The 12,157-nt window shown below is 71.1% G+C and carries 10 protein-coding genes; 8 read left to right on the forward strand and 2 right to left on the reverse strand.

What is annotated here, in order from left to right; genetic code table 11:
* Positions 1 to 165: 165 nt before the first annotated feature.
* The 3 genes from ABZ396_RS09600 (at position 166) to ABZ396_RS09610 (ending at position 2,694) form a co-directional block, all read left to right on the forward strand.
* Positions 166 to 1,917, forward strand: a complete 1,752-nt coding sequence (locus ABZ396_RS09600) for a lytic transglycosylase domain-containing protein (protein ID WP_358914348.1) — start codon at positions 166 to 168, stop codon at positions 1,915 to 1,917.
* Between the two features lie 153 nt (positions 1,918 to 2,070).
* Positions 2,071 to 2,205, forward strand: a complete 135-nt coding sequence (locus ABZ396_RS09605) for an SPW_0924 family protein (protein ID WP_358914350.1) — start codon at positions 2,071 to 2,073, stop codon at positions 2,203 to 2,205.
* 21 nt (positions 2,206 to 2,226) lie between these two features.
* A complete protein-coding gene (locus tag ABZ396_RS09610) occupies positions 2,227 to 2,694 on the forward strand; it encodes a porin PorA family protein (RefSeq protein ID WP_358914352.1) in 468 nt (155 codons plus the stop codon).
* Here the strand turns inward: ABZ396_RS09610 and hrpB are convergent.
* Both hrpB and ABZ396_RS09620 read right to left on the reverse strand, forming a co-directional pair.
* On the reverse strand, positions 2,684 to 5,161 hold the full coding sequence (gene hrpB / locus ABZ396_RS09615) for an ATP-dependent helicase HrpB (RefSeq protein ID WP_358914354.1): 2,478 nt from the start codon (positions 5,159 to 5,161) through the stop codon (positions 2,684 to 2,686). The two genes, ABZ396_RS09610 and hrpB, sit on opposite strands and share 11 nt — an antisense overlap.
* A gap of 46 nt (positions 5,162 to 5,207) precedes the next feature.
* Positions 5,208 to 6,071, reverse strand: a complete 864-nt coding sequence (locus tag ABZ396_RS09620; RefSeq protein WP_358914776.1) for a class I SAM-dependent methyltransferase — start codon at positions 6,069 to 6,071, stop codon at positions 5,208 to 5,210.
* Positions 6,072 to 6,435: 364 nt separating this feature from the next.
* Here ABZ396_RS09620 and rpsA point away from each other — a divergent pair, with 364 nt between their 5' ends.
* The 5 genes from rpsA to ABZ396_RS09645 all read left to right on the forward strand — a co-directional run bounded on the left by rpsA (position 6,436) and on the right by ABZ396_RS09645 (position 12,112).
* Positions 6,436 to 7,932 carry a 30S ribosomal protein S1 gene (gene rpsA / locus ABZ396_RS09625; protein ID WP_358914356.1) on the forward strand — a complete coding sequence of 499 codons (1,497 nt, stop codon included), beginning with the start codon at positions 6,436 to 6,438 and terminating at the stop codon, positions 7,930 to 7,932.
* Positions 7,933 to 8,241: 309 nt separating this feature from the next.
* A complete protein-coding gene (locus ABZ396_RS09630; RefSeq protein ID WP_358914358.1) occupies positions 8,242 to 9,849 on the forward strand; it encodes a flavin monoamine oxidase family protein in 1,608 nt (535 codons plus the stop codon).
* Positions 9,850 to 10,057: 208 nt separating this feature from the next.
* The gene (locus tag ABZ396_RS09635; RefSeq protein ID WP_358914360.1) at positions 10,058 to 10,996 is read left to right on the forward strand and encodes a PAC2 family protein; all 939 of its coding nucleotides are present in this window, start codon (positions 10,058 to 10,060) and stop codon (positions 10,994 to 10,996) included.
* A 45-nt stretch (positions 10,997 to 11,041) separates the two neighbouring features.
* On the forward strand, positions 11,042 to 11,653 hold the full coding sequence (gene coaE / locus ABZ396_RS09640) for a dephospho-CoA kinase (RefSeq protein WP_358914362.1): 612 nt from the start codon (positions 11,042 to 11,044) through the stop codon (positions 11,651 to 11,653).
* Between the two features lie 72 nt (positions 11,654 to 11,725).
* Complete coding sequence (locus ABZ396_RS09645; protein WP_358914364.1) at positions 11,726 to 12,112, forward strand: tetratricopeptide repeat protein; 387 nt, start codon at positions 11,726 to 11,728, stop codon at positions 12,110 to 12,112.
* Positions 12,113 to 12,157 lie beyond the last annotated feature (45 nt).

The following is a 12,157-nucleotide window of genomic DNA, read 5'->3' on the forward strand; positions in this document are numbered from 1 at the left end:
GTGTCGCCTGGGTCGCCACCCCGGTGTGCACCACCGGACGCGCTACCTCATCACTTGAACGAGGTAACAGGGGGCAACCACAGCACCGGGCCACCCGTCACACCAGGGGCGAGCAGACAGACGGAGACGGGCGCTCAGAAGGCGTCCACGGGAGGGGTTCACCTTATGGCGGCGCAATTCGGCAGGCGGCTGCGCAAGGGAGCGGCGACGACCGCCGCGGCCGCGTTGGCGGTAGCGGCTCTGTCCGCGTCCCAGGCACCTGGCGTGACGGCCGGCGACACCGGTCGGCAGTCCAACGCCGGCGCCAGCACCTCCGCACCCGACGAAGCCGGCGCGGTCGACGGCGCCACCGGCAACTCCCCGTACTACACGGACCTGCCGCCGCTCAACAGCCCGAACCCCAGCGCAAGTCCCACCGCCTCCTCGTCGAGCATCGGCACCGCCGTCTCCCGGGGCGCGGCCGAGGCGGGCATACCCGCCACCGTCCTGGACGCCTACAAGAAGGCCGAGGCGGAGCTGCGCGGCTCCGTGCCGGGCTGCAACCTGCCCTGGCAGCTGCTCGCCGCCATCGGCAAGGTGGAGTCAGGCCAGGCCCGCGGCGGCGACGTCGACGCCGAGGGCAACACCCTCCACCGGATCCTGGGCCCGCAGCTCGACGGCAACGGCTTCGCGCTCATCAAGGACACCGACGGCGGCCAGTACGACGGCAACAGCGCGTACGACCAGGCCGTCGGCCCCATGCAGTTCATCCCGTCGACCTGGGCGTGGGCGGGCCGCGACGGCAACGGCGACGGCGTCAAGGACCCCAACAACGTCTACGACGCGGCGCTCGCCGCCGGCCACTATCTGTGCCGCAACGGCTGGGACCTGTCCGTCCAGGCGGACATGAACCACGCGATCCTCAGCTACAACAGTTCCCAGGACTACCTCAACCTGGTGCTGTCCTGGTACGAGTTCTACCGCAAGGGCAGCCACTCGATCCCGAACGGCACCGGCACCCTGCCCAGGCACCGTAGCGACGGCAACAAGCCCGGCAGCGGTTCGGGCTCCGGCGACTCCCCGTCGCCCAGCGCGCCGGGTACGAACACTCCGAAGCCCAACCCGCCGAAGCCGGGCGGCCCGAGCGGGACCCCGTCCCTGCCGCCCACGGCCACCGACACCGTGGACCACCTGGAGGACGCGGGCACCGCCACGCTCACAGCGATGGCCGGCGACGCGTTCACCAAGAAGATCAGCACGCGCGCGGAGACGAAGGCCGGCCGGACCGTCGCCAAGGTCCGCGTCCGCTTCACCATCGTCGGGGACACGGACGCGACCTTCACCGGCGGCGAGAGCCTCGCCACGGTCACCACCGACAGCAAGGGCGTCGCCGTCGCACCGGCGCTCCAGGCGGGCGAGAAGACCGGCGACTTCACGGTCCGCGCCAGTGTGGTCGGCCGTTCGGTGAAGGGCGTCGACTACGCCGCGAGTGTCACCGCGCGCGCCGCCGACACCCTCGCCCTCGCCAGCACCACCGCGCCGACCTGCACCCCGGGCGGCGAGTTCGCCGACCAGGTGCAGGCGAAGGCCACCTACCAGGGCGCCGTCGCCGACCAGGTCGCCGCCACCGCCACGCTCATCAAGTCGGCGGACGACACCAGCGAGAACGACAAGGGCCCGTACTTCAAGGACGCGAACGGCAACGCCGTCCGGACCCTCACGGACCTCCAGACGGACGCGAACGGCCTGCTCACGCTGCCCAAGCTGTACGCGGACGACACCGCCGGCACGTTCCTTCTCCGCATCACCACCACCGGCGGAGCGAGCCTCACCGTCGAACTGACGGTCGCCGCGGCCGCCCCCTCGCCGAGCCCGTCCCCGTCCCCGTCCGACTCCGCGTCGGCCTCTGCCTCCCCGAGCGCTTCCGCCACCTCCTGATGCACGGTCCTACGACGCCGAGGGCGCCCTCCCGCCGACCCGGGACGGCGCCCTTCGCCGTCGTACGACCTGTTCTCATCTCACTCTCGCGTTGCTACGGTGCCCGGACCTGACGAACCATCAGGAAGTCGTTCGGTCGCTGGGAGGCCCCGTATGCCTGCCCTGATCGCCGCCGCGACCGGTCTCACCCTCGCGCTCGCCCTGGTCGTCACCATCGGTGCCCTGGGGTCGCCGGCCGTGGAGACGTCCCCCAAGCCGCTGCTCACGACGGTGCCTTCACATCCGTAACCGCCGCCCCGGGAGGCCGAGATGCGCCGCAAGGCCAGTCTGGTCCTGCTCGCCTGCGCCGTGTTCTTCGCGGCGCTGTCCCCGCTGCTGCGCTGGTACGCCTTCCCGCGCCTGGCCAAGATCCCCGCGAACCAGTACCAGGACATGGTCCTGGTGGCGAAGGACGCCACCCTCCTCTACTACGGCACCACGAAGGCGAAGAAGGCCCACAAGGAGAAACTGCGCGGCGGCACCCTGCTGGGCGGCCGCGCCAAGGTGACCGCCTTCGCCGACGACGTGAAGATGCGCGAGGACTACACCGAGCACACGGTCGCCCTGGTCAAGCACAACCGCACGCTCGTCCTGATGCTGACTTCCTGTCTCCCCTGGGGCTTCCTGTCCCTCGGCATCGCGCTGCTCGCCCTCTCCCTCTGCCTGGAGGCGCTCAGCCGCCGCCCCGCCGATCCGCAGCCCGCACAGTCCACCCCTGCCGAGCCGGTCAGCGCCTGAGCCTGGCGTTCGTGTGCCGGGTGGGCTCGGCGGCGGCGGGATCCTCGGGCCAGGGATGCTTCGGATACCGCCCCCGGAGTTCGGCCCGCACCCCCCTGTACCCCTCCCTCCAGAAGGAGGCGAGGTCGGCGGTGACGGCGACGGGCCGCCCGGCGGGCGACAGCAGATGCACGAGCAACGGCACCCCGGCCACGGCCGGCGACTCCTGCGCCCCGAACATCTCCTGCAACTTCACGGCGAGCACGGGCTGTTCCGGGTTCCCGTAGTCGATCCGGATCCGCGACCCACTGGGTACGACGATCCGCTCGGGCGCCAGGTCATCCAGCCGTCCTGCCTCCCCGATCGCCCACGGCAGCAGCCGCCGGAGCGCCTCCCCGGCGTCGATCCTCCCGAGATCGGCCCGGCGCCGGGCCCGGCCGAGCTCCGGTTCCAGCCACTCGTCCACGCGCGCGTGCAGCACGTCGTCGCAGACGTCGGGCCAGGGCTCCCCGAGGCGCAGCCGGAGGAACGCGAGCCGCTGCCGCAGTACGGCCGCGTCGGGCGTCCACCGCAACAGCCCGAGCCCTTCCTGCCGCAGCCCGTCGAGGAGCGCAGCGCGTACCAGGGCGGGGTCGGCGTCCCGCAGCGGCCGTACCACGAGTTCGATCGCGCCGAGGCGTTCCACGCGCCGCGCGACGACATCCCCGTCCGTCCAGCGGACCTCCTGCTCCTGCGAGTACAGCGAAGCCGCCGCCGACCTGGCCATGCCCTCGTCCACCACCGCGGCGAGCCGCACACGCGCGTGCCCCATGCCGACAGGACGGTCCGCGACGGCCACGGCCAGCCAAGGGGCACCACGCAGCGGGCTGCCGTCACCGAGCTCGGCCCGGGTGCCGGAGGCCATGAGATACGACCCGCCGTCGGCCTTGGCGACGCGCTCGGGGAAGGCGAGAGCGGCGACGGCTCCCACGGCGCGGTCGTCCACCGTGCCGGCCGAGGCGCCCTGGTGGTCCGCCCGGAGCCTGCGTACCTCCGCAAGCCACCGCCCGGCGTAGGCGTCGCCGCCGCGCCGGGCGGCCCGCAGCGCGCCCGCCAGGTCGTCCCCGTACTCCCGCGGAGGTTCCTCGCTCAGCAGTGCGACCACCTCGGCGCCCCCGCCGGGGCCGTCCAGCAACGCACGTCCCAGCCGCGGATGCACCCCCAGCCGGGCCAGCCGCAGCCCCCGTTCCGTGGCCCGTCCGGCGGAGTCGACCGCCCCGATCGCCGTCAGCACCTCCCGCGCCGCCGCCATCGCCCCGCCCGGCGGCGGATCCAGCAGCGCCAGCCCGGCGGCCTCGGGATCGCCCCAGCAGGCCGTCTGGAGCGCGAACGCGGTCAGGTCGGCCACCTTGATCTCCGGCGCCGGAAAGGCCGTCCGACGGGCGTCCTCGGCCTCGGACCAACAGCGGTACACCGCCCCCGGAGCCTCACGCCCGGCACGCCCCGCCCGCTGCCGCCCCGCCGCCCGTGACGCCCGTACCGTGGTCAGCGCGCTCAGCCCGCGCGCGTGGTCGACCCGCGGCTCCCGCGCGAGCCCGGAGTCGACGACCGTCCGGACCCCGGGGACGGTGAGCGACGATTCGGCGACCGCCGTGGCCAGGACCACCCGGCGCCGGTCGCCGGGCGCCAGTACCGCGTCCTGGACGGATGCCGGTGCCCGGCCGTGGACCTGGAGCACCGCCACGTCCCCCAGGTCACCCAACTGGCCGGCCACGCGCGCGATCTCGCCCACGCCCGGCAGGAAGCACAGCACGTCCCCCGGCCGCTCGGCCAGGGCCCGCCGCACCACGGACGCCACATGCGTCAGCAGCGCCGGGTCGACGCGCATCCCGTGCGGCGGCCGTACCGGACGCGCCGGCGGTGCCCACACCACCTCCACGGGGTACGACACGCCGTCCGCCTCGACCACCGGCGCGCCGCCGAGCAGCCGCGCCCACCCCTGCGCGTCCGTGGTCGCCGAGGCGGCCACCAGACGCAGCTCCGGGCGGAGCGTCTCCCGTACGTCCCAGAGGAAGGCCGCCACCGTGTCGGCGTCCAGATGCCGCTCGTGGCACTCGTCGAGGATGACGACGTCCACGCCCGACAGCTCCTGGTCGCGTTGCACGCGCTGCAACAGCACACCGGTCGTGACGACCTCCACGCGCGCGTGCCGGCCCACGACCCGTTCGCCGCGCACGGTGTAGCCGACGCTCCGCCCGACCTGCTCGCCGAGCAGCCAGGCCATCCGGCGGGCCGCCGCGCGGGCCGCGATCCGGCGTGGCTCGGCCACGACCACCCGCCGCGCGGGCCTCTCGTCCAGCAGCCCGGCCAGCGCCAGCGGCACCAGCGTCGTCTTGCCGGTGCCGGGCGGTGCCACGAGGACGGCGGTGCCGTGCCCCTCCAGGGCGTCGTTCAGGCCGGGCAGGGCCTGCCGTACGGGCAGCGCGTCCAGGGCGTCGTAACGGATCACGGCCCCAGTGTCGTACGGCCGGCGAAACATCCTCGCGCGCGTGCGCTCAGTCCCGCTCGCACACGAAGATGGCCGTCCCGGGAAGGAGACTGCCCCGCAGCGGCGACCAGCCGCCCCATTCGGCGGTGTTCCAGGCCGGCCACTCCGGCTCCACCAGGTCGTCGAGCCGGAAGCCCGAGGAGGCGATGTCGCGGACGCGGTCGCCGAGCGTGCGGTGGTGCTCGACGTACACCGCGTGGCCGTCCTCGTCCTGCTCGACGTAGGGCGTGCGGTCGAAGTAGGAGGCGGAGACCGAGAGGCCCTCGGGGCCCGGCTCGTCGGGGAACGCCCAGCGGATGGGGTGCGTCACGGAGAAGACGAAACGGCCTCCCGGGCGCAGGACCCGCCGCACCTCGCGCAGCACCTGCCGCGGGTCGGCGACGAAGGGGAGCGCGCCGTACGCCGAGCAGGCCAGGTCGAAGGAGGCGTCGGCGAAGGGCAGCGCGCCCGCGTCCGCACAGACAAGGGGAAACGATCCGCCTATACGCAGCGCGTGCTGGAGTTGGCGGTGCGAGAGGTCCAGGGCGACCGGGCGGGCGCCCTGGGCGGCCAGCCAGCGCGAGCACTGGGCCGCGCCGGCGCCGATCTCCAGGACGTCCTTGCCCTTGAGGTCCTCCGGCCGGCCGAGCAGCTCCGCCTCCACTTCGTCGAGGCCCTCGGGGCCCCACACGAAACGGTCGTCGCCCAGGAACGTGCCGTGCTCGACCTGGTACTCGTCGGCGTTGCGGTCCCACCAGCCCCGGTTGGCCCGGCTGCTCTCCGCGACCCCGGCGGCACGCCGGGTGGCTTCCGGTTCGGCCTCTGTCCCGCTCTCTGGTCCGGTCTCTGCCCCGGTCTCTTCGAGGTCGAACGAATCGGGCTCTTGGATGATCGGCTCCCTCGTCGTACTCTTCCGTGCAACCCCGTCACGGGTGTGTCACGGACGATGTCTTTCAGGCCTGCGTGGCCTCGTGGGACGGTTCTTCTGCCGGGAATGCGGCGATCCGCCCCGGGTGTGCGCCTTCGCGCATTGACCCTGTCCGGCTGCCCCCGTATGCTACAAGTTGCGCTGCGGGCCTGCGCACCTCAGACGTAGCAGGCTGCGCTCGCATCTGTTGTATGTCCCCTCGGTTTTCGAGGCGCCACCAGTGGTTTTGTGTGGCGCTTCCTTGGCTGTCCGGCTTCATCAGAGCGATACGGGCTCCCGGCGTAGCAGTACCTACGACTTCAATGTCCGTACCGGAGCCCTTTCCCACATGACGAGCAGCACCGAGACCACCGCCACCACCCCGCAGGTTGCGGTCAACGACATCGGTAACGAGGAAGCCTTCCTCGCCGCTATCGACGAGACGATCAAGTACTTCAACGATGGCGACATCGTCGACGGCGTCATCGTCAAGGTTGACCGGGACGAGGTTCTCCTCGACATCGGTTACAAGACCGAAGGTGTCATCCCGAGCCGTGAGCTCTCGATCAAGCACGACGTCGACCCGAACGAGGTCGTCGCCGTCGGTGACGAGATCGAAGCCCTTGTTCTCCAGAAGGAGGACAAGGAAGGCCGCCTGATCCTCTCGAAGAAGCGCGCCCAGTACGAGCGTGCCTGGGGCACCATCGAGAAGATCAAGGAAGAGGACGGCATCGTCACCGGTACCGTCATCGAGGTCGTCAAGGGTGGTCTCATCCTCGACATCGGCCTCCGTGGCTTCCTCCCGGCCTCCCTGGTCGAGATGCGCCGCGTCCGCGACCTCCAGCCCTACGTGGGCAAGGAGCTCGAGGCCAAGATCATCGAGCTGGACAAGAACCGCAACAACGTGGTCCTGTCCCGCCGTGCCTGGCTGGAGCAGACCCAGTCCGAGGTCCGCCAGACGTTCCTCACGACCCTCCAGAAGGGTCAGGTCCGTTCCGGTGTGGTCTCCTCGATCGTCAACTTCGGTGCCTTCGTGGACCTGGGTGGCGTCGACGGTCTGGTCCACGTCTCCGAGCTGTCCTGGAAGCACATCGACCACCCGTCCGAGGTTGTCGAGGTCGGCCAGGAAGTCACCGTCGAGGTCCTCGACGTCGACATGGACCGCGAGCGTGTCTCCCTGTCGCTGAAGGCGACCCAGGAAGACCCGTGGCAGCAGTTCGCCCGCACCCACCAGATCGGCCAGGTCGTGCCCGGCAAGGTCACGAAGCTGGTTCCGTTCGGTGCGTTCGTGCGCGTCGACGAGGGCATCGAGGGTCTGGTCCACATCTCCGAGCTGGCCGAGCGCCACGTGGAGATCCCGGAGCAGGTCGTCCAGGTCAACGACGAGATCTTCGTCAAGGTCATCGACATCGACCTGGAGCGCCGCCGGATCTCGCTGTCCCTGAAGCAGGCCAACGAGTCCTTCGGTGCCGACCCGGCCTCGGTCGAGTTCGACCCGACCCTGTACGGCATGGCTGCCTCGTACGACGACCAGGGCAACTACATCTACCCCGAGGGCTTCGACCCCGAGACCAACGACTGGCTCGAGGGCTACGAGACCCAGCGGGAGGCGTGGGAGCACCAGTACGCCGAGGCGCAGCAGCGCTTCGAGCAGCACCAGCAGCAGGTCATCAAGAGCCGCGAGGCCGACGCTGCCGCTGCCGCCGAGGGTGGCGAGGCTGCCGCTCCGGCCGCGTCGTCGGGTGGGGGTTCGTACTCCTCCGAGGGTGCGGACACCTCCGGTGCCCTGGCCTCGGACGAGGCGCTGGCCGCGCTGCGCGAGAAGCTGGCCGGTGGGCAGAGCTGAACGCTAGCCGCTGGGCTTAGCCGATAACTGAGGGGCCGTACCTTTCGAGGTACGGCCCCTTGGCGTTGGGGGGCTGCCGGGTGTCGTTTGGCTGCGGGCGGTGTGGGGTCGGTCGTGCCGTTCCCCGCGCCCCTTGGGGGGCACGGTGTGGGGCTGGTCGCGCAATTCCCCGCGCGCCTTGGGGGGTTGGCGCTGCCGTCGCTCCGGCGGTCCTGGAAACATGTGAGATACACGAGTAACTGCTGGGCCGTAACGCGGCGCTGGGAGGCTTCCCCGGTCTTCGTTCAAGATCGGAAGAGGAGCCCAGGCATGGCACAGCCTCAGCACAGGTCAGGGACGAGCCGGCGGGCGTTCCTGCGGAATGTCGGTCTCACCGGCGGCGCCGGCACCATGTTCGCCACGATGGGAGCCCTCGGTCTCGCTCCCACCGCCCAGGCCGCCCAGCGCGAACAGCCCTTCCGGGCACCCGGCGCAAGCGACTTCACCCTCACCGGGCGCGCCGCCGCCAGGGTCGTCATCCTCGGCGGCGGCATCGCCGGCCTCGCGACCGCGTACGAACTCGGCAAGGCCGGCTACGACTGTACGATCCTGGAGGCCAGGGACCGTACCGGCGGACGCAACTTCACCGTGCGCGGCGGTGACTCGACCACCGACCTCTACGGCCACACGCAGACCGCGAGATTCGCCGACGGCCACTACATGAACGCCGGGCCGGCCCGAATACCGCAGTGGATGATCACGCTCGACTACTGCCGTGAACTCTGTGTCCCCATCGAGGTCTTCACCAACACCAACGCCGACGCGTACCTCTACAACGAGTCCGCCGGCATGACGAAGCCCGCGCGCTACCGCACCGCCAAGGCCGATGTGTACGGCTATGTCTCGGAGTTGCTCGCCAAGGCCACGAACAAGGGAGCCCTGGACAAGGAGTTGACGGCCACCGACCAGGAACGGCTCGTCGAGTTCCTCAAGGACTGGGGTGAACTCGGCGACAAACTGACGTACGAGGGCGGTGAGCGGCGCGGATACACGACCGTACCGGCCGCCGCGGGCACGCCCGGGGTGCTCCTCGGCGATGTCCCGGCCGCCTCCCAGGTGTTCGCGAGCGGTGTCGGGCGCTACTTCTCCTTCGAGTTCGGCTTCGACCAGGCGATGCTGATGTTCCAGCCGGTCGGCGGCATGGACCGGATACCGAAGGCGCTCACCCGGGCGATCGGCGCCCACCGCGTCCGTACCGGAGCCGTCGTGTCCAAGATCACCGACAAGGGTGACGGCGTCACCGTGACCTACACCCAGGGCGGCCGCACCAAGGTCGTCGACGCCGACTACTGCGTGGCCGCCATGCCGCCCAACATCCTCGCCAAGGTGCCGCACAACCTGGGCTCCGGCGTACAGAGCGCCCTGGAGGCCGTCACACCGTCGTCCGCGGCCAAGATCGGCCTCGAATACCGCTCCCGCTGGTGGGAACTGGACCACCGCATCTACGGCGGCATCACCGAGACCGACCAGGACGTCACACACATCTGGCACCCCTCGTACGGCTTCCACGGCGAACGGGGCGTCCTCATCGGCTACTACAACTACGGCGACGACGCCGACTCCTACGCCGAACTCACCCCGGCCCGGCGCGAACAGCGGGCGGTGGCCGCCGGTGTGAAGATCTACGGCGACAAGTACCGCACCGAGCTGGTCTCCTCCTTCTCCCACCACTGGCGCCAGACCCCCCATCTGGAGGCCGCCTGGCACGACACCCCCGGCGGTCCCGACGACGTGCGCTACAAGCCGCTCAACGAGCCCACCGGCCGGGTCTACTTCGCCGGCGACTGGCTCAGCTACATGGACGCCTGGCAGCACGGCGCGTTCAGTTCCGCGCGGAAGGCGGTGACCGCGCTGCACGCGCGCGTGCTGTCCGCATAGGACGGCGTGCGAGCAGGGTAGGGCGGGTGCGAGCACGCGCACGTGGAAGCGTCATCCGGTGTCCTTGTGCGGAACGCCCGCACACGCGCGCGTGCCCGCTCTCCCGGCATGAGGGATGCGGTGAGTGTCCGCTTGACCAGAGCGTCGGCGGGAATGCCCGCGGCCTGTGCCGCGTTGTCCCGTACGAACACGAGGAGGAGCGGTCACAGTGCTTGATCCGCAGGGTTTGTACGCATGGGAGCCGAAGGGCCTCGCCGTCGTAGACATGGCGCTCGCCCAGGAGTCGGCCGGTCTTGTCATGCTCTACCACTTCGACGGATACATCGACGCGGGCGAGACCGGCGACCAGATCGTCGACCGGCTCCTCGACTCGCTGCCCCACCAGGTCGTCGCCCGCTTCGACCACGACCGGCTCGTGGACTACCGCGCCCGCCGCCCGCTGCTGACGTTCAAGCGGGACCGCTGGACAGAGTACGAGGAACCCACCATCGAGGTCCGGCTGGTCCAGGACGCCACGGGCGCGCCGTTCCTGCTGCTGTCCGGCCCCGAGCCCGACGTCGAGTGGGAGCGCTTCGCCGCGGCCGTACGGCAGGTCGTGGAGCGGCTCGGCGTCCGTCTGTCCGTGAACTTCCACGGCATTCCCATGGGCGTTCCGCACACCCGTCCCGTCGGCATCACGCCGCACGGCAACCGCACCGACCTGGTCCCGGGGCACAGCAGCCCCTTCGACGAGGCCCAGGTGCCCGGCAGCGCCGAGGCACTGCTCGAATACCGCCTCATGGAGTCCGGCCACGACGTCCTGGGCGTCGCCGCGCACGTCCCGCACTACATCGCCCGCTCTGCCTATCCCGACGCCGCCCTGACCGTCGTGGAGGCCATCACGGGCGCCACCGGCCTGGTGCTCCCGGGCATCGCGCACGCCCTGCGCACGGACGCACACCGCACCCAGACGGAGATCGACAGCCAGATCCAGGAGGGCGACGAGGAACTCACCGCCCTCGTGCAGGGCCTTGAACACCAGTACGATGCCGCCGCGGGCGCCGAGACCCGGGGCAACATGCTCGCCGAGCCGGTGGAGATCCCCTCGGCGGACGAGATCGGCCTGGAGTTCGAACGGTTCCTCGCGGAGCGGGAGGGCGACAACTAGGGCCTGTCCGGGCCGGTGTCGGTGGCAGGGCCTAAGCTTCGGGGCATGCTGAAAGTTGGCCTCACCGGCGGGATCGGCGCCGGCAAGAGCGAGGTGTCGCGGCTGCTCGTCGGGCATGGCGCGGTGCTGGTCGACGCGGACCGCATCGCGCGTGAGGTCGTCGAGCCGGGGACCCCCGGCCTGGCGGCCGTCGTCGAGGCCTTCGGGCCGGATGTGCTCGCCGCCGACGGCAGTCTGGACCGGCCGAAGCTGGGCTCGATCGTCTTCGCCGACCCCGAGAAGCTCGCCATACTGAACTCGATCGTGCACCCCCTGGTCGGGGCCCGTTCCCGAGAGCTGGAGAACGCGGCCGCCGCCGACGCGGTGGTGGTCAACGACGTCCCGCTCCTCGCGGAGAACGGCCTGGCGCCGCTGTACGACGCCGTGGTCGTCGTGGACGTCGCCCCCGAGACCCAGCTCGACCGGCTGACACGGCTGCGGGGGATGGCGGAGGAGGACGCACGCGCGCGCATGGCCGCGCAGGCGACGCGCGAGAAGCGCCTGGAGATCGCCGACATCGTGATCGACAACGATGTGCCCCTGGACGTGCTCGAACAGCGCGTCGCGGAGGTGTGGGCCGACCTCGTGCGCCGGGCGCGGGTGTCCGGTCCGAATTAGCGGTCATGCGTCTTCGAAATAGCGGGCACCCGTCCGGGCGTTGAACCGCTTCAGTGAGGGAAGGACTTTGCCGTGCCCGAGACCAGCGGTTCGACCGGACGTACTCCGGAGACGCACGTCATCGACTTCCGTGCCGCCGAGCATCTGCTCAACGCACGGGATCCGCGGGGCGCGGTGAAACTGCTCGACGGAGTGATCGCCGCGCACCCCGAGAACACCGCCGCCCGGCTGCTGCGCGCGCGTGCCTTCTTCGCGGCCGCGCAACTGCGCCCCGCCGAGCTGGAGTTCACCATCGTGCTGGAGCGCGAGCCGGACAACGCGTTCGCGCACTTCGCGCTCGCCCGCACCTACCAACGCCAGGGCCGCGCCGACCTCGCGATACGCCACTTCCGGCTGGCGGCCGCGCTGGACCCGAACCCGGAGTATCTGAAGGCGGCCCGCTTCGACGACGGCACGTGAGCGGACGCTCCTCAGCGCACCCCCGTTGCGACGGCGCGTGAGCGG

The organism is Streptomyces sp. NPDC005866 (genome assembly GCF_040629895.1).
Classification (GTDB): domain Bacteria; phylum Actinomycetota; class Actinomycetes; order Streptomycetales; family Streptomycetaceae; genus Streptomyces.

Coding starts and splice junctions, on each gene's coding strand:
- ABZ396_RS09600 (WP_358914348.1), top strand. CDS start 166: ATGGCGGCGCAATTCGGCAGGCGGCTGCGCAAGGGAGCGGCGACGACC.
- ABZ396_RS09605 (WP_358914350.1), top strand. CDS start 2,071: ATGCCTGCCCTGATCGCCGCCGCGACCGGTCTCACCCTCGCGCTCGCC.
- ABZ396_RS09610 (WP_358914352.1), top strand. CDS start 2,227: ATGCGCCGCAAGGCCAGTCTGGTCCTGCTCGCCTGCGCCGTGTTCTTC.
- rpsA (WP_358914356.1), top strand. CDS start 6,436: ATGACGAGCAGCACCGAGACCACCGCCACCACCCCGCAGGTTGCGGTC.
- ABZ396_RS09630 (WP_358914358.1), top strand. CDS start 8,242: ATGGCACAGCCTCAGCACAGGTCAGGGACGAGCCGGCGGGCGTTCCTG.
- coaE (WP_358914362.1), top strand. CDS start 11,042: ATGCTGAAAGTTGGCCTCACCGGCGGGATCGGCGCCGGCAAGAGCGAG.